The 19969-nt window shown below is 71.6% G+C and carries 16 protein-coding genes and 1 riboswitch; of the genes, 6 read left to right on the forward strand and 10 right to left on the reverse strand.

The features are described 5' to 3' along the window. Window positions 1-196 precede the first annotated feature (196 nt). The 5 genes from OHA68_RS32220 to OHA68_RS32240 form a co-directional block, all read right to left on the reverse strand. Window positions 197-1447 (reverse strand): RNA polymerase sigma factor, encoded by a 1251-nt coding sequence (locus OHA68_RS32220; protein WP_327103593.1) that lies wholly within the window; start codon window positions 1445-1447, stop codon window positions 197-199. 56 nt (window positions 1448-1503) lie between these two features. Further along, window positions 1504-1932: a YciI family protein gene (locus tag OHA68_RS32225; RefSeq protein WP_327109585.1), complete on the reverse strand. Its 429-nt coding sequence runs from the start codon at window positions 1930-1932 to the stop codon at window positions 1504-1506. A gap of 187 nt (window positions 1933-2119) precedes the next feature. Beyond that, window positions 2120-2788, reverse strand: coding sequence for a CHAP domain-containing protein (locus tag OHA68_RS32230; RefSeq protein ID WP_327103594.1), 669 nt, complete (start codon window positions 2786-2788; stop codon window positions 2120-2122). Window positions 2789-2801: 13 nt separating this feature from the next. Then, a riboswitch (cyclic di-AMP (ydaO/yuaA leader) is annotated at window positions 2802-2941 on the reverse strand. Between the two features lie 117 nt (window positions 2942-3058). Beyond that, window positions 3059-4012, reverse strand: coding sequence for a Gfo/Idh/MocA family protein (locus OHA68_RS32235; RefSeq protein ID WP_327103595.1), 954 nt, complete (start codon window positions 4010-4012; stop codon window positions 3059-3061). 46 nt (window positions 4013-4058) lie between these two features. Beyond that, entirely contained in the window at window positions 4059-4874 is an 816-nt protein-coding gene (locus OHA68_RS32240; RefSeq protein WP_327103596.1) for an aldo/keto reductase, read from the reverse strand. Window positions 4875-4970: 96 nt separating this feature from the next. On the opposite strand from OHA68_RS32240, the gene OHA68_RS32245 reads away from it, so the two are divergent. Continuing rightward, window positions 4971-5933, forward strand: coding sequence for a hypothetical protein (locus OHA68_RS32245; protein WP_327103597.1), 963 nt, complete (start codon window positions 4971-4973; stop codon window positions 5931-5933). After that, complete coding sequence (locus OHA68_RS32250; RefSeq protein ID WP_327103598.1) at window positions 5930-7084, forward strand: DUF6716 putative glycosyltransferase; 1155 nt, start codon at window positions 5930-5932, stop codon at window positions 7082-7084. Before OHA68_RS32245 ends, OHA68_RS32250 begins: the two co-directional genes overlap by 4 nt. A 124-nt stretch (window positions 7085-7208) precedes the next feature. Here OHA68_RS32250 and OHA68_RS32255 read toward each other — a convergent pair whose 3' ends face one another. The 5 genes from OHA68_RS32255 to OHA68_RS32275 all read right to left on the reverse strand — a co-directional run bounded on the left by OHA68_RS32255 (window position 7209) and on the right by OHA68_RS32275 (window position 14227). Beyond that, entirely contained in the window at window positions 7209-8456 is a 1248-nt protein-coding gene (locus OHA68_RS32255; protein ID WP_327103600.1) for a polysialyltransferase family glycosyltransferase, read from the reverse strand. Next, window positions 8453-9427 (reverse strand): glycosyltransferase family 2 protein, encoded by a 975-nt coding sequence (locus OHA68_RS32260; protein WP_327103601.1) that lies wholly within the window; start codon window positions 9425-9427, stop codon window positions 8453-8455. The genes OHA68_RS32255 and OHA68_RS32260 overlap by 4 nt, the downstream gene beginning before the upstream one ends. A 44-nt stretch (window positions 9428-9471) precedes the next feature. Continuing rightward, window positions 9472-11511, reverse strand: coding sequence for an N-acetylneuraminate synthase family protein (locus tag OHA68_RS32265; protein ID WP_327103602.1), 2040 nt, complete (start codon window positions 11509-11511; stop codon window positions 9472-9474). Window positions 11512-11639: 128 nt separating this feature from the next. Then, window positions 11640-12665: a sensor histidine kinase gene (locus tag OHA68_RS32270; protein ID WP_327103603.1), complete on the reverse strand. Its 1026-nt coding sequence runs from the start codon at window positions 12663-12665 to the stop codon at window positions 11640-11642. Between the two features lie 71 nt (window positions 12666-12736). Then, window positions 12737-14227 (reverse strand): glycoside hydrolase family 13 protein, encoded by a 1491-nt coding sequence (locus OHA68_RS32275; protein ID WP_327103604.1) that lies wholly within the window; start codon window positions 14225-14227, stop codon window positions 12737-12739. 286 nt (window positions 14228-14513) lie between these two features. Here OHA68_RS32275 and OHA68_RS32280 point away from each other — a divergent pair, with 286 nt between their 5' ends. The 4 genes from OHA68_RS32280 to OHA68_RS32295 are packed head-to-tail and all read left to right on the forward strand — an operon-like array spanning window position 14514 to window position 19962. Beyond that, a complete protein-coding gene (locus OHA68_RS32280; RefSeq protein ID WP_189140277.1) occupies window positions 14514-15782 on the forward strand; it encodes a sugar ABC transporter substrate-binding protein in 1269 nt (422 codons plus the stop codon). Between the two features lie 6 nt (window positions 15783-15788). Then, on the forward strand, window positions 15789-17345 hold the full coding sequence (locus OHA68_RS32285) for an ABC transporter permease subunit (protein WP_327103605.1): 1557 nt from the start codon (window positions 15789-15791) through the stop codon (window positions 17343-17345). Next, window positions 17342-18181, forward strand: a complete 840-nt coding sequence (locus OHA68_RS32290) for a sugar ABC transporter permease (protein WP_327103606.1) — start codon at window positions 17342-17344, stop codon at window positions 18179-18181. The genes OHA68_RS32285 and OHA68_RS32290 overlap by 4 nt, the downstream gene beginning before the upstream one ends. 5 nt (window positions 18182-18186) lie before the next feature. Then, window positions 18187-19962, forward strand: a complete 1776-nt coding sequence (locus OHA68_RS32295) for a glycoside hydrolase family 13 protein (RefSeq protein ID WP_327103607.1) — start codon at window positions 18187-18189, stop codon at window positions 19960-19962. Window positions 19963-19969 lie beyond the last annotated feature (7 nt).

Raw genomic sequence — 19969 nt, forward strand, 5'->3', positions numbered from 1 at the left:
TTTAGCCCTTTGGGAGCGCTCCCATCACAACCGCACCGATTCCGCACCACGACGGCCCATGCGGGCGTTCGCGGGGGCGAAAACGACGGCTTCCGCCGTAGCGAGCGGTGTCCTGAGCCGCAGCCTCGGCGGGCGGCGCACCTCAGCCTCCGCCGCAGCGGGCGGCCTCAGCGCCGGCCGCAGCGGGCGACGTGCCTCAGCCGCAGTCGGCGGCGCGCTCTCTCAGGAGTTCGCGCTCGCGCTCGTTGCGCGTCAGGCCCGCCGCCCGCTCGAACTCGGCGCGGGCCTCCGCCCGGCGCCCCAGCTTGACCAGCAGGTCTCCGCGTACGCTCGGCAGCAGGTGGTAGCCCTTCAGCGCCGGATCGTCCACGATCTGCTCCACCAGCGCCAGCCCGGCGGCGGGCCCGTAGGCCATGCTCAGCGCCACCGCGCGGTTGAGCTCGACCACCGGCGAGCGCGAGATCCTCGCCAGTGACTCGTACAGCGCCGCGATGCGCGCCCAGTCGGTCTCCTCGGCGGTGAGCGCCCGCGCGTGGCAGGCGGCGATGGCGGCCTGCAGCGCGTACGGGCCCAGCTCGCCGCCGAGCTCCTCGGCCCGGCCGAGCGCGGTCAGGCCGCGGCCGATGAGCAGCCGGTCCCAGCCGGTCCGGTCCTGCTCCAGCAGCAGCACCGGCTCGCCCGACGGGCCCACGCGCGAGGCCGAGCGGGAGGCCTGGATCTCCATCAGCGCCACCAGCCCGTGCACCTCGGGCTCCTTCGGCATCAGGCTCGCCAGCACCCGGCCGAGCCGCAGTGCGTCCGCGCAGAGGCCGGGCCGCATCCAGTCGTCGCCGGCCGTCGCGGCGTAGCCCTCGTTGAAGATCAGGTAGATGACCTCCAGCACGGACGAGAGCCGGCCGGCGAGCTCGTCACCCTGCGGCACCTCGAACGGCACCCGCCGGGCGGCCAGCGTCCGCTTGGCCCGCACGATGCGCTGCGCGAGCGTCGGCTCCGGCACCAGGAACGCGCGGGCGATCTCCTCGGTGGACAGCCCGCCGAGCACCCGCAGGGTGAGCGCCACCCTGGCCTCGGTGGGCAGCACCGGATGGCACGCGGTGAACACCAGCCGCAGCAGGTCGTCCTCGATCTCGCCGACCTCGGGCAGGTGGTCCTCGTCGGCGAGCTCCGCCAGCTCGGCGCGGCCGATCTCGATCAGCTTGCGCTCGAAACGCTCCTCGCGGCGGATCATGTCGATGGCCCGTCGCTTGGACACGGTCATGAGCCAGGCGCCCGGGTTGCTCGGCACCCCGGACTCCGGCCACTGCTCCAGCGCCGCGACCAGCGCGTCCTGCGCCAGCTCCTCCGCGAGCCCGATGTCTCGCACCAGCCGGGTCAGCCCGGCGATGAGCCTGGCGGCCTCGATCCGCCACACCGCCTCGATCGCCTGATGGGTCTGCGAAGCGGTCATCGGCCTATGACAACAGCCCGGACAGCCCGGCGCAAGTCACCCTCGAACGACTCCGATCAGGATGGTCGGTCGTCCTCCAGTCGCTCGCGCAGCGCCGCCTCGTGGTGGGCCGCCTCCGGGCTCAAGGACGGGTCGGGCGTGTCCGTCGGGTCGTAGACCCGCCAGACGTCGAGCCCGACGCCGTCATGGCCCGGCGGCACGGGGACGCGCAGCGCCCATTCGATCGCTTCCTCCCGAGACTTGACCTGGATCAGCCAGAACCCGGCGATGAGCTCCTTGGCTTCGGCGAACGGGCCGTCGATCACCCGCGCCTTGCCGCCGCTGTAGGCGATCTGCGCGCCGTGCGAACTGGCGTAGAGCCCTTCGGCCGCCAGCAGCACGCCCGCCTTCACCAGGGACTCGTTGTAGGCGTGCATGTCGGCGACGAGCTCCGGGCTGGGCAGCGCGTCGGCCTCGGTCTCCTCGTTGGCCTTGCCCACGATCATGAACTTCACGGCGAGATCCCTCCTCGGGGAGGCTCCCGGCGAGCCTCCTCATCGACACGTCGAACCACCGGCGGGCGAATCGACACGCGTACGGGGATCTTCCCGGAGAAAGACGGGAGCGCGCACCCTCGGTGAGGATGCGCGCTCCCAACGGCGGGTAAAGCCCCGCCAGGTCAGGTGTACGCCATCAGGCGGCATACTCCGGGTAACCGTAGCCGACGACCTGGGACTTCGGCCGGACCCGCTCCTCGACGGCGCCGTTGCCGGTGTTGCCCTCGATCGTGGAGATCGTGCCGTTCTTGTTGTCCTTGACGACGAAGCCGACGTGCTGGATGGAGCTGATGGTCTTGCCGCCGTTCCAGGCGAAGAAGACGACCGCGCCGGGCTTGGGGGTGGTGCCCCAGCGGCCGTTGTTGCGGAACCATCGGGCGTGCGTCACGGTGTAGGCGTCCCAGCCGACCTGGGGGCGGGCGCCGGTGTGCTCGCCGACCCAGGAGACGAACATCGCGCACCAGGCGGCGTTCAGGTAAGCGGAGGGGTTGCCTCCGTCACGCCGTACGGTCTCCATGGCCCGGGGTGACCGGGCGTACCACTGCTGGAACTTGGTGCCGCCGCCTCGGGCGTTCTCGGAGGTGCCGACCTGCTGCCTGGCGAGCTCCAGGACCTGGGAGGCGGTCACCTTGATCTTGTTGGTGTCGTCCGGCCTGTTCTGCTGGTCCTCCTGGGCGCTGGCGGACCCGGGGCTGGCGTAGGCGGGGACGGTGGCGGTGCCGAGGGCGGTGACGATGATGGTGGCGCCAAGGGCGGCGCGGAGGTTCTCGGGCTTCAGGGCACGACAAAAACTGTTCTTCGCCATCGAGGGGGTTTACTCCTTGCTTCCATGCCGCTTACCGGGTTAGCTGACGGGTTCGGGCGTGGAAGCTGCCCTACGGCGCACGATGGCGCCGATTCACCCCAAAGGACGTGGGTCCCCGGTTCCGCCCTGAAGCGGATTCAGCGGTCACAGGACGGTCCTGTGAAACGTGGTGCGATGGTTCGGCAACGAACGGACAAACCGGACGTATGCCGCGAATGCCCCACAAGGTAATACAGACGGCAAGAGGATTACAAGTCCATAAACCCCCAGCTAGGAGATTTGTCGTCGCGCGTCGGCCAGGAGCCCCATCATGGCAAGGCTTTCGTCAAGAGGCATGATCGCGCTCTCGGTCCGCCCTTCGGTCAAGGCATCCCTGACCTCGCGGATCTCTCCGGCGTAGCCGTTGTCCGCGGGGTCGAGCTCGTGCACTTCCGGCTCCATGGCCGGCCCGCTGAGCACCATCCGCCGCGGCGCCCAGAACGGTGTCTCGATGTCGGCGCGCATCCCGGTGCCCACCACGCTGGCGGCGTTGGGATAGGTGGCCAGCAGCGAGCAGTCCACCAGCGCCCGCCGGCCGTCCGGGTAGACGAGCGTCCCACCGGCCTCCGCGTCCACTCCCGAGGGCGCCAGCGAGCCCGTCATGGTCAGGCCGGACGGCATGCCGAGCAGGAGCTGGGCCAGCCCGAGCGGGTAGATGCCCAGGTCCAGCAGCGCGCCGCCGCCGAGCTCCGGCGCCCACAGCCGGTGCGCGGGATCGTAGGGCAGCGCGAACCCGAAGGAGGCCTGCACCGAGCGGATCTCCCCGAAGCGGGGGTCGGCGGCCAGCGACTGGATGAGCGGGTTGAACCGCATCCACATCGCTTCCATCAGGAAAACCCCGGCCTCGCGGGCCAGGCGGACCATCCGCTCGGCGTCGGCCATGGTGGCGGCCAGCGGCTTCTCGCAGAGCACCGCCTTGCCCGCCGCGATCGCGGCCTCGGCCACCTCCAGATGCTGGGCGTGCGGGGTGGCCACGTAGACGGCGTCGATCCCGGGATCGGCGCACAGCTCGGCGTAGGAGCCGTAGGCCGACTCCGCGCCCAGCGTCGCGGCCATCGCCTTGGCCCTGCCAAGGTCGCGGGAGCCGACGGCGGCCACCCGCATCCCCGGCTCGGCGGCGATCACCGCGCCCACGGTCCGAGCGATACCACCAGTTGCCGCTATGCCCCAGTTAAGTAGATTCACGACGGAAGCGTACTGATTTATGCGGTCTTGTGGTATCTGGCGGAATTCACCCCAGATGGTCGGGGTCGGGGCCGAGTCTCCTGCCCGCGTTCAGCGCTCCGATGGCCGCCATGTCCTCATGATCGAGGATGAAGTCGAACACCGAGAGGTTCTCCTTGATCCGCGAGGGGGTGACGGACTTGGGGATGACCACGTTGCCCAGCTGGATGTGCCAGCGCAGCACGATCTGCGCGGGCGTACGGCCGTGCTTGTCCGACAGCACCGCGAGCGCGGGCTCCTGGAGCAGGCCCTGACCCTGGCCGATCGGGCCCCACGCCTCGGTGAGGATCCCGTTCTTGTCGTGGAACTCGCGCATCTTCTGCTGCTGCAGGTACGGGTGCAGCTCGATCTGGTTGATGCAGGGGATGACGTCGGTCTCGTCCATGAGCCGGGTGAGGGTCTCGACGGTGAAGTTGGACACCCCGATCGCCTTGGCCCGGCCGTCCCGGTAGATCTTCTCCACCTCACGCCAGGCCTGCACGTACCGGTTCTGCTTCGGCGCCGGCCAGTGGATGAGGTAGAGGTCGACGTAGTCCATGCCGAGCCTGGCCAGGCTCTCGTCGAAGGCCTGCGGCACCCGGTCGTGGTCGGAGTTCCACAGCTTGGTGGTGACGAACACCTTCTCGCGCGGGATCCCGGAGGAGCGCACCGCGCGCCCGACGCCCTCCTCGTTCTGGTAGAGCGTGGCGGTGTCGATGTGCCGGTAGCCGATCTCCAGCGCGGTCCGCACCGCCCGCTCGGCCTCGTCGTCGGGCACCTGGTAGACGCCGAAGCCGAGCTGCGGGATTTCGGCGCCGTCTCGATAGAGCCGTAGCGAGTTCATACCCTTCATTGTTCACGTCCCGTTTCTGGCTGCTTAAGCAGGCCGGGCTAGCTTGAAGCGGTCCTGCACGGGCTTACCCACGGGCTGGGAGAACAAGTGGTCAAACAGGCGTCGGCCTGGGTGGAGTCCCCCCTCCAGATGCTGTGCGCCGTCGAGGCCCACCACGCGGGGGTGCTGGGGCCGGCCACCACGGTCGTGCCCCGCGCGAAGCTGCGCGCGCTGAAGGCGACCCGGCGGGAGCTGGGCCACCTCACCCTGCCCGAGGGCCTTGAGCTGGCCGAGCCGCGCGAGCGCATGCCGCACCGGCTGCGGGCCGTCGGCGACGCCTTCTCCGGCAAGGTGCAGCTGCGCTGGCTCACCTCCGTTCCCGGCCGCATCGTGGTCGTGGACGACGGGCTGGCCACGATCCGGCTGCTGGAGCTGCTGGCGGCGGGACCGTACCGGCCGCTGCTGCGCGCGCGGGCCCGGCCGGGAGCGCTCCGTGCGGCGCTGGGGCTGGCCGCGGCCGCCCGGCTGCGCCTCGGGCGCGTCACGGTGTTCACCGCGCTGCCCGTCTCCGGCGAGCTGGCGCTCGCCGTCGAGCGGGCGGGCGTCGAGCTCGTCCGTCATGACTTCGACTGGCTGCGCGCTCAGCCGCTCGCCGAGCCCGGCCCCGCCGAGCGGACCGTCGTCCTCGGCACCTCGCTGGTCAGGAACGGCCTGGTACGCCGCGACCGTTACCTGCGCTGGCTGATGGACCTGGCCGAGCAGGAGCCGCTCGCCTACTACCCGCACCGCCGGGAGGACCCGGTGGATCTGGCGCTGATCCGGGAGCGGGCCGGCATCACCGTGCACGAGCCCGGCGTGCCCGCCGAGCTGACACTGCGCGGCCTCGACCCCGGCCAGCGGGTGGTCAGCCTGCCCTCCACCGCGATCTCCTCGCTGCGGGTGCTGCTCGGCCCGCGCGGCGTCACGGTGGAGCCGGTCGACGTGCCCGACGAATGGTGGACCAGCAGGGCGGCTCCCGCGCTGCGCTCGCATCTCACGCAAGTGACCGAAGTGACAGGAGTGACGGGGTGAGAGTGCTGGCGGTCGCCGACTCCGACTCGTATCTGAAATGGGCGGCCTGCCTGCTGGGCGACCTGCCGGCGGGCTGCGAGAGCGAGCTGGTGGTGGTGCGCACCCCGATCGCCCCGTCGCCGGCGCAGATCGCCGCCGCCGTCGGCGAGCGTCCGCCGCCGCCAGTGCTGTCGGCGCGGGCGGTGCGCCGCGCGGCCGAACGGTCCGGCCCCGACGTGATCCTGGTGGCCTGCACCGGTCCGGTCGTGGACGTGCTGGTGGCCGAGGTGCTGCGAGGGCTGCGGCCCCGCCCGGTGTTCGTCACGGGACTGCCCGGCATCTCGGTGCCCGCCACTGAGAAGGCGTGGCTGTTCCGCAGCGGCTGCGACCTGTTCGTGGTGCACAGCGAGCGTGAGGTGGCCGAGTTCGCCGCCATCGCCTCCCGGCTGGGCGGGGGAGGGGCGGTCGGGCTGGCCAGGCTGCCGTTCCTGCGCCCGGACGCGCAGGGAGCCGGCGGGAACCGGGTGGTGTTCGCCACCCAGGCCAAGGTGCCGCGCGCCCGCGGCGACCGCGAGCGCGTGCTGCGCTCCCTGGCCGAGCTGGCCGGGCGCCGGCCGGACCTGGACGTGGTGGTGAAGCTGCGCGCTCTGGAGGACGAGCAGCAGACCCACCGCGAGCGCCACCACTACCAGCGGCTCTGGCGCGAGATGGGGGAGCCGGGCAGGCTGCGGTTCGAGGCGGGCTCGATGCGGGAGCACCTTTCGCGCGCGGCTGGGTTCGTCACCGTCAGCTCCACGGCGGCGCTGGAGGCCATCGCCCAGGACGTGCCGCTGCTCGTGCTGAGCGACTTCGGCGTCAGCGCCCAGATGATCAACGTGGTGTTCGAGGGCAGCGGCCTGCTCGGCACCCTGGACGACCTGGCCGCGGGCGACTTCCGCAAGGCGGAGCCGGCCTGGTGCGCGGCGAACTACTTCCACCCCGCCGGGCGCGACGACTGGGCGGGGCTGCTGGCCGGGCTGGTGATCTCCCGGCCCCGGATGCCCGCCAGGTCGCTCCTCGACGGGACCGAGCACGCCACCGCCCGCCGCCGCGCCCGCCTGCGGGTGGAGATCCCGCCGACCATGCTGCGCGCCGGCCGCCGCGTCCGCCGCTACCTGAAGGTACGCTCCTGAAGCCTGTACGGGCCACCCGAACCGCCCGCTGAAGGCGCGCGCCTGATCACAGCACCTGAGCCGCCCGCTGAAGGCGCGCGCCTGATCACAGCACCTGAGCCGTCTGCTGGAGGCGCGCGCCTGATCACAGGGCCGATCTGAGTCGTCTGCGGAAGCGGCTCAGGGGCTTCTTCGGCTCCGGGGGCGCCAGCAGGTCCAGTGCTTCCAGTCGCCTGCGCTTGAAGTAGCGCGGATCGAAGTCGATCGAGTCCGGGCGCAGGCCGGGATAGGCGTCCGCCTGCATGCAGTAGCCGACCGCGCTCACCAGAGCCTGGATGTCCGGCTCCGCCGGCCGGTCGAGGGCGCCGTCGGCCCCCATCCGGGGCAGCAGGGCGTCGGCGATGGTGACCGGGATCCGGTTGCTGTTCTCGTAGGGCGTCAGGCGGTCCAGGATCAGCTCCGTGCCGTGCGTGGCCACCTGGAGGCCGAAGTAGCGGCCGGCCGTGAGCAGCGCGGTGGAGAAACAGCCGACCACCAGCTCGGGGCGGAGCGCGGCGAAGCAGACCTCGGCCGGGACACTCTCCCCGGCCACCAGCAGCCGCACGCCCATCGGCGCGGCCGCGGCGCGCAGCAACTGGGCGTGCCTGCGGCCCGCCGCCGGATGCGGCTTGAACACGACGGTGCGGTGACCGCGGGCCGCCAGGCCGCGCAGCATCGCCTCGTGCAGGTCCGCCTCCTCCTGCGGGGTGACGATCTCCAGCGCCGACAGATACTGGCCGAGGATCATCGCCTCGGCGGCGAGCATGTCCGGGGCGGTCGCGGTGACCTCGGCCACCACCGCCAGGAAGGCCGCCTCGGGGATCGTCGCGGCGGGGACGCCGTACTCGGTGAGCAGCAGCGGCGTCAGGCCGGGGACGAGGTCCAGGTACAGCAGGCGGGTGACGCGCCGGAAGATCTCGGCAGGCAGCGGGTCGCGGGTGGTGCCGTAGCTCATCAGCCCGTCGGAGTAGACGGTGATGGGGCAGTCGCGCACCAGGCCCGCGATGGTGCGCGCCGGCGCGACCGCGATCGACTCCAGCACCAGCTCGGCCACCGTGCCCAGGCCGAGCCGGGCGTTGAGGAGGCGCTCCAGCATCGGCACCTCGATCACCCTGGCCCGCCAGTCCGACGGGTGCAGCGGGTGGATCAGGTCGTTCCAGGAGTGCACCTCGTCGAAGCGGGAGCGCAGCACCGCGAAGCCCGGAGTGGCGTCCAGCGGCGTCGCCACCTCGGGGATCGCCGCGTTGTTCGACACCAGCAGCACCTTGCGGCCCGCGCCGAAGCGGCCGTCGTCGATGGCGGCGGCCAGCGACATGGCGCCGAACAGGGTCGAGGCGTAGAAGACGGTCGTCATGAATCCTCCTGGACACGGCGCACGCGGGCATCGGCGGGCAGGCCGGGCAGCAGCGCCCGCAGCACCGCCGCGCGCTCGGCGGACATCCCCGACACCGCCTCGGCCACCATCGCGACCGGCAGCGTGCCCGCCAGTTGCGCGCCGCGTTCCTCGAAGCGGGCCCGGAGCTCCGGCGTGAACCGGTCGGCGAGCTCCAGATGGTGGGCCAGCAGCGCGCAGAAGTTCCGCACCGCCTTGGGCAGGAACCGCTCCTCCAGGTCCTTGAACACCAGCTCGAAGGCGTCGAAGAAGTGCAACTGCCGCTCGTCGCCCACCTGCGTCAGCGAGCCGGAGACCTGCCGCCGGTAGAACACCCCGGCCAGCGACACCACCGCGAACGTCGCCGCCCGCGTGTGCAGCCGCCAGATCCACGGCCGGTCCTCCGCCGTGTGCAGCGAGCCGGGGAAGTGCAGCAGGTCGCCGAGCGAGCGCCGGTAGACGCCCGCCCACGCGTACGGGTAGTCCACCATGGTGCGCACCCCGGCGGGCAGGATCGCCTCCCGAGGGTCGTGCACCGAGCCCCGCCGCGCCAGCGGAGCCCGATGCACCACCCGCTTACGGCCCTCCACCTGCACATGGTCGGTGCGTACGAAGTCGCAGCCGAGCCCGTCGGCCGCCTCGACGAGCCGGGCCAGATAGCCGGGGGCGAGCCAGTCATCGCCGTCCAGGAACGTGACGTACCGGCCGGACGCGGCCGCCAGCCCGGCGTTGCGGGCGTCCGCCAGGCCCAGGGGCACCGGGTTGCGGAGCACCTCCAGGCCGGGCAGCACGGCCCGGACGTCCTCGGCGATGTCCCCGGTGGCGTCCACCGACCCGTCGTCCACCACGATGTACTCGAAGTCGTGCCGGGCGTTACGGCGGAGCGAGGCGAGCGCGTCCGCGAGGTACCGCTCGCCGTCGCGCACCGGCACGACGACCGAGAGAGTGATCAATATGGTCTCCACGCGCGGGACGGGCCCGCACCGGCCGGGGGCGGTCAGACGGTCACGCGGCGCAGGCGGGCCTTCGGGGCCTCCTCGCCGGGGAAGACGCGCTTGACGCCGTCGCCCAGGGCCTGCTCGATGATGCGGATGTCGCGCACCAGGTGCTCCAGCCCGGCGGGCTCCAGGGACGCCGCGTGGTCCGAGCCCCACATGGTGCGGTCGAGGGTGATGTGCCGCTCCACGCAGACCGCGCCCAGCGTGACCGCGGCCAGGGAGATCTGCAGGCCGCGCTCGTGCCCGGAGTAGCCGACCGGCACGCCGTAGCGGTCCTTGAGCGTGGTGATCGTCCGCAGGTTGGCCTCCTCCGGCGGGAGGGGGTAGGTGGACGTGGCGTGCATCATGATCAGGTTGTCGGTGCCGAGGATCCGCACCGCCGCGTCGATCTCCGACAGCGTCGACATGCCGGTCGACAGGATGATCGGCTTGCCGGTGGCGGCCAGGGCGCGCAGCAGCTCGTGGTCGGAGACGCTGGCCGAGGCCACCTTGTGCACCGGTACGTCCATCTCCTCCAGGAATTCCACCGACGGCACGTCCCACGGCGAGGCGAACCAGTGCAGGCCCCGCTCGTCGCAGTACTTGGCGATCTGCCGGTACTCGTCGTGGCCGAACTCGGTGCGCTCCTTGTACTCCAGGTAGGTCATCTCGCCCCACGGCGTCTGCCTGATCTGGTCACGCTGCTCGACCGGCACGCAGATCGACGGGGTGCGCTTCTGGAACTTGACCGCCTGGCAGCCCGCGTCGGCGGCCACGTCGATGAGCCGGCGCGCGAGATCGAGGTCGCCGTTGTGGTTGATGCCGATCTCGCCGATCACGTACACGGGCTCGCCGTCACCCACCGGGACGTCGCCGATCCGCACCGGGCCGAACCGGGGCCGGGCCGCCTCCGGCGCCGGCTCCTCGGGCACCGGCCGGGCCGCCACGACCCTGTCGCACAGCTCCCGCACCGCGCCGTCGCCGCCCGCCCGGGACAGCACCACCCTGGCCGCGGCCCGCACCCGCGGGTGCGCGTCCGGCACCGCGACCGGCCAGCCGACCTCGGCCATCGGCCCCAGGTCGTTGACGTCGTTGCCGACGTAGGCGACGCGGGCCGGGTCCAGCCCTTCGATGGTCAGCCAGTCGCGCAGCACGGTCCGCTTCTCCGCCAGCCCCTGCAGCACCGGCACGCCGAGCTTGCGCGCCCGCGCGGCCACCACCGGGTTGTGCTCGGTCGACATGACCAGCACCTTCACCCCGGAACGCAGCAGCAGCGACACGCCCATCCCGTCGGAGCGGCTGACCAGCACCATCTCCCGGCCTTCGGAGTCGACGTAGGCGCGGTCGTCGGTGTGCACGCCGTCGAAGTCGGTGATGACGGCGTCGACGTCGATCGGCTCGGGCGCGTCCACGAACGGCGCGAGCGCCCGTACGATCTCCAGGTCCTCGGGGGTGTCCACCTCGACGGCGTGCCGGGACGGCACCCTCTGCACGGAGATCTCGCCGAAGAAGCGGTGGCCGCTCTCGCGCAGCCCCGCGGTGCGCATGACGTAGAACGCGCCCGTCTCGCGGAACTGGGCCTCCAGGTCCTGCCTGCGAGGGCGCCGCGCCGGGTCGTGGTTGATGCCCGCACCGGCCGTCGTCCACAGGAACTCGTGCGTCGGCATGCCGGAGAAGACCGCGTCGGCCTCCCCGTCCAGCACCTTGCGCACGGCCGCGGACAGGTCCTCCGGGTCGATGAACGCGCTCGTGCACTGCACCAGCACGACGATCTCGGGCTCCTCGCCGAGCGCGTCGAGGGCGTGCAGCACCGCGGACTCGCTGGAGGCGGTCGCGCCGCTCAGCTCCGCCGGCCGGTCCACGACGCGCGCCCCCGCCTGCGCGGCGGCCTCGGCGATGCCCGCGTGGTCGGTGCTGACCACGACCTCGTCCACCAGCTCGGCGCGCAGGCAGGCGCGCACCGCGCGGGCCACCAGCGGGACACCGCCCACGGGGGCGAGGTTCTTCAGGGGTACGCCCGCCGAACCTCCGCGGGCGGGAACTACGGCCAGGACTCGCAACGTGACTCCTCAGTGCTCCGGGTTGCACCCAGAAGCTAGAGGGACCGGTTGAACTGGCAGCGTCCCCGTCATTAACGTTCCGGGGGGATCGGGTAGAGCGACTCTGGACGGCCGGTGGCGGGCCCCGGTCACCCGGCCGGGAGGCGCAGCACGAAGCGGGCGCAGCCGGGGCAGTCCTCCACCCGGATGTCGCCCCGGTGCGCGATCGCCACGTCGCGGGCGATGGCCAGGCCCAGCCCGGTGCCGCCGGCGTCGCGGCTGCGGGCGGCGTCCAGGCGGGCGAAGCGGTCGAAGATGCGCTCGCGATCCTCCAGCGGGATGTCCGCGCCGTCGTTCTCCACGGCCAGCACCGCCTGGTCGCCCTCCCTGGTCACGATCACCCGCACCTCGCTGTTCCCGTAGCGCTGGGCGTTGTCCAGCAGGTTGGCCAGCACCCTGCCGAGCTGCATCCTGACCCCCCGGACGGCCACGTCCCGCGACAGCTTCACCCGGACGGGGAGCTTGTCCGTACGCCCGGCCAGCTCCTGGCGGACCAGCTCGGACAACTCCACCCGCTCCACGTCCACCCGCGTGCCGATCTTGGCCAGCAGCAGCAGGTCGTCGATGATGGCCTCCAGCCGCTCGGTGTCGCGCAGGGCGCTGCGTACCAGCGCCTGCAGGTCGGTGTCGTCCGGATAGAGCTGCGCGGTCTCCAGCTGGGCGCGCAGCCCGGCCACCGGGGTGCGCAACTCGTGCGAGGCGTCCGAGGCGAACTGCCGCTGCTGCAGCGCCGCGCGTTCCACCCTGGCCAGGGTGGCGTTGACCGACCGGGCGAGCCGCGCCACCTCGTCGTCGCCGGGTGGCTGTGTCACCCGGCGGCTCAGATCGCGAGCGTTGGCGTCGTCGAGCTCGCTGCGCATGGTCGCCACCGGGCGAAGGGCCCGGCCGGTGGCGACCCAGCCCGCCCAGCCGGCCAGCGCGGCGAATGCGGTGAGGTGGGCCAACACGATCACCTTCATGGTCTTGGCGGACGGTACCGATCGGGTGCGGCGGCCGATGGCGCCCTTGCCGACGGCCACACCGACCTGCGCCGACGGGGTCGGCGCCAGGGCGGCGATGGCCGAGGCGATGACGGTGACGCGTCCCCGCGAAGAGCGCGCCCACAGGCGTGACACGCCCTGAGGCTACTAACCGATGTCACCGCCGAAGCCCGCGTGCAGGGAAAGTTTGGTCAATGCTGTTGTGATCAGCGCTCCAGCCAGACCGTGGTGTCCGGCGGGATCGCCCCGTCGGCCAAGGGGCCGCTCGACAGCAGCACCCGCCCGCCGAACTCGGGGCGCACCGGCTGCTCACCGGTGTTGAGCACCACGACCAGGCCGGGGGAGCGCTCCAGGGCCAGCACGTCCTTGGGGGAGTCGAGCCAGGTCAGCGTGCCGCCGCCGAGCGCCGGATGCCGTCGGCGGAGGTCGAGCGCGGCCCGGTAGAGGCTCAGCGTGGAGCCGGGGTCGTCCTCCTGTGCCTCGGCCGACAACTGCGCCCAGGAGCCGGGGATCGGCAGCCACGGGTCCTGCCAGCCGCATCCGGGCGAGCCGGTCCACGGCAGCGGCACCCGGCAGCCGTCCCGGCTCTCCCCGCTGCGCCGGAACGCCGGGTCCTGCCGCAGTTCGTCGGGCAGGTCCAGCACGTCGGGCAGGCCGAGCTCCTCGCCGTTGTAGAGGTAGGCGGAGCCGGGCAGCGCGAGCATGAGCAGCGTGGCCGCCCTGGCGCGGGCCAGGCTGCCGTACCGGGTGACGTGGCGCGGCTTGTCGTGGTTGGACAGCACCCAGGTGGTGGGCGCCCCCACCAGCTCGGCCTCGGCCAGCGCCTTGTCGATGACCGTACGGAAGGACTTGGCGTGGAAGTCGGCCATCATGAACTCGAACGAGAACGCCTGGTGCAGCTCGTCCGGCCCGACGTAGCGGGCCAGCCGCTCGGCGGAGGACACCCACGCCTCGGCCACCGCCATCCGCCCGCCCGGGTAGGAGTCGAGGATCGGCCGCCACTCGCGGTAGATGTCGTGCACGCCGTCCTGGTCGAAGTACGGCACCTGCTCGCCGCCGAGCATCTCGGCCTGGCGGCCCTCCTTCGGCCCGACGTCCGGCAGCCCGGCCGCCTTGATCATGCCGTGCGCCACGTCGATCCGGAACCCGTCGACGCCGCGGTCCAGCCAGAACCGCAGGATGTCGCGGAACTCGGCCCGCACCACCGGGTTCTCCCAGTTGAGGTCCGGCTGCTCGGGCGCGAACAGGTGGAGGTACCACTGTCCGTCGGCGACCTGGGTCCACGCCGATCCGCCGAAGATCGACTCCCAGTCGTTGGGCCGGTCGCGGAAGATGTAGCGGTCCCGCAGCCCCGCCTGGAACCAGGGGTGCCGGTCGGAGGAGTGGTTCGGCACCAGGTCCACGATCATCCTGATGCCCAGCGCGTGCGCGTCGGCGATCAGGGCGTCGAAGTCGGCGAGCTCGCCGAAGAGGGGATCGACGTCGCGGTAGTCGGCCACGTCGTAGCCGCCGTCGGCCATCGGCGAGGTGTAGAAGGGGCTCAGCCAGATGGCGTCCACGCCGAGCCGGCGCAGATAGCCCAGCTTGTCGCGCACTCCGGCCAGGTCGCCCACGCCGTCGCCGTTCGCGTCGGCGAAGCTGCGCGGGTAGACCTGGTACACGACGGCGTCCCGCCACCAGTCGTCGTTGTCGAGCATGTTTCTCCCATAATGTCCTAGATGTCCTGTTGCAGGATCGCGTGCACGGCCATGACGGGTCAAGCGTAAGTTGCCGCAACTTGCAGAGTCCTCTTGCGCTGGCATTTGCGCGGATCCGCCGTCCCCTGCGGTGAGTATCCGGTAACTCCTCTTTGCAAGTTCTTCCAATTCTTGCAAAGAGTGGCTAACGTCCCGGAAACATAAGCCGTGAAAGCGGTCAACTTAGGTCTTTGCCGGCGGGCGCCGCGCGGTGTCCGCCGCCCCCTCCGTGACCTCAGGAGATCTCATGCGCAAGCGAACTCTGAGTGTGGCCGCTCTGGCGAGTCTGGCATTCGCCGCCACCGCCTGCGGCGGCTCCGATCCGGCGGCGCCCTCGGCGGCCCCCAGCGGCTCGGCCGCCCCGACCGGCCAGGCCGGCGGCACGCTCGTCATCTGGGCCGACCCCAACCGGGTGAAGGCGCTGCGGCCCTTCGCCGACCAGTTCGGCACCGAGAACGGCGTGACCGTCGAGGTGAAAGAGATCAGCAAGGACAACCAGCAGACCTTCATCACCGCCTCCCAGCAGGGCAGCGGCCCGGACGTCATGATCGGCGCGCACGACTGGATCGGCAACCTGGTGCAGAACGGCGCCATCGACCCCGTCAACCTCACCGAGGCGCAGAAGGCCGCCTTCCCCGAGATCGCCATGAAGGCCGTCACCTTCGACGGCCAGACCTACGGCGCGCCCTACGCGGTGGAGAACATCGCCCTGATCCGCAACACCGACCTCGCCCCCGACGCTCCCGCGACCATCGAGGACCTGGTCAAGGAAGGTAAGCGGCTCAAGGCCGACGGCAAGGTCGAGGAGGTGCTGTGCCTGCCCGTCACCCAGAAGGGCGACGCCTTCCACGCCTACCCGATCTTCGCCGCGGGCGGCGGCTCGCTGTTCGGCGCCACCCCTTCCGGCGACCCCGACCCCAAGCAGGTCATGCTCGACTCGCCCGGCTCCGTCAAGGCCTTCGGCAAGTTGCGCGCGCTCGGGGAGAAGGGTGACGGCGTCCTGAAGACGTCGATCACCAACGAGAACTACATCGTCAACTTCGCCGCGAAGAAGTGCGCGTACCTCATCTCCGGTCCGTGGGCGATGACGGACGTGAAGAAGGGCGGCTTCGGCTACGACATCACGCCCGTCCCGTCCTTCGAGGGCGGCGCGCCCGCCACCCCGTTCGTCGGCGTGCAGACGTTCTTCGTCGCCGCCAAGGGCAAGAGCAAGGCTCTCGCCCAGGAGTTCGTCACCAACTACGTGACCGACAAGGACGTGGCCAAGGCGCTGTACGACGCCGACCCCCGGCCCCCGGCGCTGACCGAGGCGCTGGAGGAGGTCAAGACCACCGACGCCGACGCCGGCAAGTTCATGGACGCCGGCAAGGACGGCATGCCGATGCCCGCCATCCCCGAGATGCAGGCGGTCTGGCAGCCGTTCGGCATCGCGGAGGCGGCGGTCGTCAAGGGCGGCGACGCCGCCAAGGCGGCCGGGGCCGCGCAGAAGGCCATCGACGGCGCGCTCAAGAACTGACCCGGGATGGCTCCGGACGCCCGCGAGACCGCCAGGAGAGGGCCGCGCCGCACCGTCACCACCGCCTTCGTGGTGAGCAGGATCGCGGTCCTCGCCGTGGCGGCCGCGTTCCTGCTCTACGCGGCGCCGCCGCTGGCCGCCGCCGGGTCCTGGACCGGACTCGGCGTGCTCGGCGCCGCCACCGCGGTCATCGGCTACCTCTACCTGACGCCGCGCCACATCCCGGCGAAGTACCTCGTCCCCGGCACCGTCTTCCTCATCGCCTTCCAGATCTTCCCCGTGCTCTACACGGTGAGCACCGCCTTCACCAACTTCGGCGACGGTCACCGGGGCGACAAGCAGGCCGCCGTCACCGCCATCGAGACCGGCTCGGTACGGCAGGCGCCCGGCTCGCCCGAGTACGACCTCACCGTCGGCCTGCGCGGGCAGGAACTGGTCTTCCTGCTCGTCGACCCGGACACCGAGCAGGTCCGGCTCGGTACCGCCGACAGCCTGTCGCCGCTGCCCGGCGCGCAGGTCGGCGTGACCGGCAAGGTGCTGCGGGCGCCCGGCGTCACCGTGCTCACCACCCCCCAGGCGGCCGCGCGCGGACCGGAGATCTCCGCCCTGTCCGTGCCCACCCCCGACGGGGCGATCAAGGCCAACGGGCTGAGCCGCGCCGTCGAGGGCAAGGCCGCGCTCGTCTACGACGCCGGCTGCGACTGCGTGCGCGGCGACGCGGACACCTGGACGGCCGACGACGGCCGGGGCTACTTCGTCAACGCCGCGGGCGAGCACCTGGCCCAGGGGTGGCAGGTCGACGTCGGATTCGACAACTTCGCCCAGGTGCTGACCAACCCCACCATCTCCGGCTACTTCCTGGGCGTGTTCGGCTGGAACACAGGGTTCGCGCTGGCCTCCGTCGCCGGCACCTTCGCCCTCGGCATGGCCGTCGCGCTCGCCCTGCACCACCCGCGGATGCGCGGCACCACCGTCTACCGGATCGCGCTCATCCTGCCCTACGCGATGCCCTCGTTCGCGATGCTGCTGGTCTGGCGGGACCTGTTCAACCGTGACTTCGGGCTCATCAACCAGTTCTTCGGGCTGAACGTCGACTGGATGGGCCAACCGGGCACCGCCCGGCTCGCGGTGATCCTGGTCAACCTCTGGCTCGGCTTCCCGTACATGTTCCTCGTCACCACCGGCGCGCTGCAGGCGATCCCGCGCGAGCTGACCGAGGCCGCCTCCATCGACGGCGCCACGCCGTGGCAGGGCTTTCGCCGGGTGACGCTGCCGCTGCTGCTGGTGGCGCTGACGCCGCTGCTCATCTCGTCGTTCGCGTTCAACTTCAACAACTTCAACGCCATCGCGCTCACCAGTGAGGGCGGGCCGTTCCCGGCCGAGAACTCCCAGGTGGGAGCCACCGACCTGCTGATCACCTACACGTTCAGGCTGGCCTTCGGCACGGGCGGGGCGCAGTTCGGGTTCGCCGCCGCGATCTCGGTGTTCATCTTCGCCATCGTGGCCGTCATCTCGGCCGTGGCCTTCCGGCGGACCCGCAGACAGGAGGAGGTGTACGCGTGAAGCTCGCCCTGCGACACGTGTTCGTGCTGGTGGTGTGCGCGTTCGCGGTCTTCCCCATCCTGTTCGTGATCTCCGCCGCGATCAACCCGCTCGGCACCCTCGCCTCCACCGACCTGCTGCCCACACGGGTGAGCCTGGGCAACTTCGGTGACCTGTTCGCCTCCGACGTCTACCCGTTCGGCAGATGGTTCCTCAACTCGGTGGCCATCGCGCTGCTGTCGTCGTTCGCGAGCCTGCTGCTGTCGATGTGCGCCGCCTACGCCTTCAGCCGGATGCGCTTCGCCGGGCGCCGGGCCGGGCTGCTGGCACTGCTGCTGATCCAGATGTTCCCGCAGTTCCTCGCCATCGTGACGATCTTCATGATCTTCACCAGGGTGACCGAGCTCTACCCCGCCTTCGGCTTCGACACCGTCTGGGGGCTCATGCTGCTCTACCTCGGCGGCGCGCTGGGCGTGAACACCTGGCTGATGAAGGGCTTCCTCGACACCGTGCCCAAGGAACTCGACGAGGCCGCCACCGTCGACGGCGCCACGCACGCGCAGATCTTCTGGCGGATCATCATGCCGCTGGTCACGCCGATCCTCGCGGTCACCTCCCTGCTGGCCTTCATCGGAATCATGAGCGAGTTCCTCATGGCGAGTGTTTTCCTGCGCGACCCGGAGAGCAAGACGCTCGCCGTGGGCATGTACGGAATGATCGCGGGGGACCAGCGCAACGCCAACTTCGGCATGTTCGCCGCCGGCACGCTGCTCACCGCGATCCCTACCGTCGGCGTCTTCCTCTGGTTGCAGAAGTACATCGTCTCCGGGCTCACCGCCGGAGCCGTCAAGGGATAGGTCTCATGCGTTTCCTGGACGATCCACACCACGACGGCTCGTCCCTGTACGTCTCCACCCAGACGCCCGAGCTCGGCGCCCCGGTGACCGTCCGGGTGCGGGCGCCGCGGGCCGCCGGGGTGACGGGCGTGCTCGTACGGGTCGTACAGGACGGGGAGCCGCGCTACGCGCGCGCGGCCACCCGCACCGGCGGCAGAACCGGCGGGTACGGCCGGACCGACGTCTGGTGGCACGCCGAGATCGTCGCCACCAACCCCGTCACCCGCTACCGCTTCCTGCTGAGCACGCCCCGTGGCCAGCGGTGGCTCACCGCGGCCGGGCTCGCGACGCACGACCTGACCGACGCGAGCGACTTCCGGCTCGTGTGCCACGACGCGCCACCGGCGTGGCTGCGCGACTCGATCGTCTACCAGATCTTCCCCGACCGCTTCAGCCGGTCGGGCGCGGTGCGCGAGCCGCCCTCCTGGGCGCTGCCCCGCCGGTGGGACCTCGACCCGGTCATCCCCAGCGGCCCGGCCGCCGCCCGGCAGTTCTACGGCGGCGACCTCGACGGCATCATCCCCCACCTGGACCACGTGCGGAGCCTCGGCGCCGACACCGTCTACCTGACGCCGGTCTTCCCCGCCCGCTCCAACCACCGCTACGACGCCGCCGCCTTCGACCGGATCGACCCGCTGCTCGGCGGCGACCAAGCGCTGCACCGGCTCGCCGACGCCCTGCACGCGCGTGGCATGCGACTGCTCGGCGACATCGTCACCAACCACACCGGCGACGCGCACGCCTGGTTCACCGCCGCGCGGTCCGACCCGCACGCGCCCGAACGGGAGATGTACCACTTCGACCCCGACACCGGCGACTACGAGGCCTGGTGGGGCGTCAAGTCGCTGCCCAAGCTCAACTGGTCCGGCGAGCTGGTACGCACCCGCATGCCCGAGGTGCTGGCCCGCTGGGTGCCGCCGTTCGACGGCTGGCGGGTGGACGTCGCCAACATGACCGGCAGGCGCGCCGCCGCCGACCACACCCACGAGGCCGCCGCCCTGCTGCGGCGCGCGCTGCCGCCCACGGCCGCCCTCATCGCCGAGCACAACCACGACGCCTCACCCGACCTCGACCGCGACGGCTGGCACGGCACCATGAACTACAGCGGCTTCACCCGCCCCGTGTGGGCCTGGCTGCGCGGCGACGAGCTGGACCTGGACCACTTCCTCGGCGTCCCCGGCGGCGTGCCGCGCCGCGACGGTCTCGACACCCTCGCGACGTTCCGCTCCTTCGCCTCGCACATGTCGTGGCGCTCCCACGTCCACTCCTGGCAGCTGCTCGACTCCCACGACACCTCGCGCATCCGCACCGTCACCGGCTCCCGCGAGCGCCACCTGATCGCGCTCGGCCTGCAGGCCACCCTGCCGGGCACGCCGATGCTGTTCGCCGGCAGCGAGTACGGCCTGACCGGCGTGAACGGCGAGCACTCGCGCACCCCGATGCCCTGGAACCGCCCCGCCGACCAGGATCTCGCCACCCTGGCCGGCTACCGCCACCTGCTCGGCCTGCGCCGCGCCGAGCCCGCGCTGCGCCACGGCGGCCTGCGCTGGCTGCACGCCGACGCCGACTGCCTGGTGTTCGCCCGCGAGTACGAGGACGAGTCGCTGCTGGTGTGCGCCCGCCGGGCCCCCGGCACCCCGCTGCGGCTCGGGGCGCCGGCGGAGGTTCTTTATAACTCTTCCGACAAGGACGTGCTGGCAGGCGCCGGACCGGCGGTGCTCGTGTGGCGCCCCGGCCGTTGATCACGCT

The sequence above is a fragment of the Nonomuraea glycinis genome (assembly GCF_035920485.1).
Taxonomy (GTDB): Bacteria; Actinomycetota; Actinomycetes; order Streptosporangiales; family Streptosporangiaceae; genus Nonomuraea; species Nonomuraea glycinis.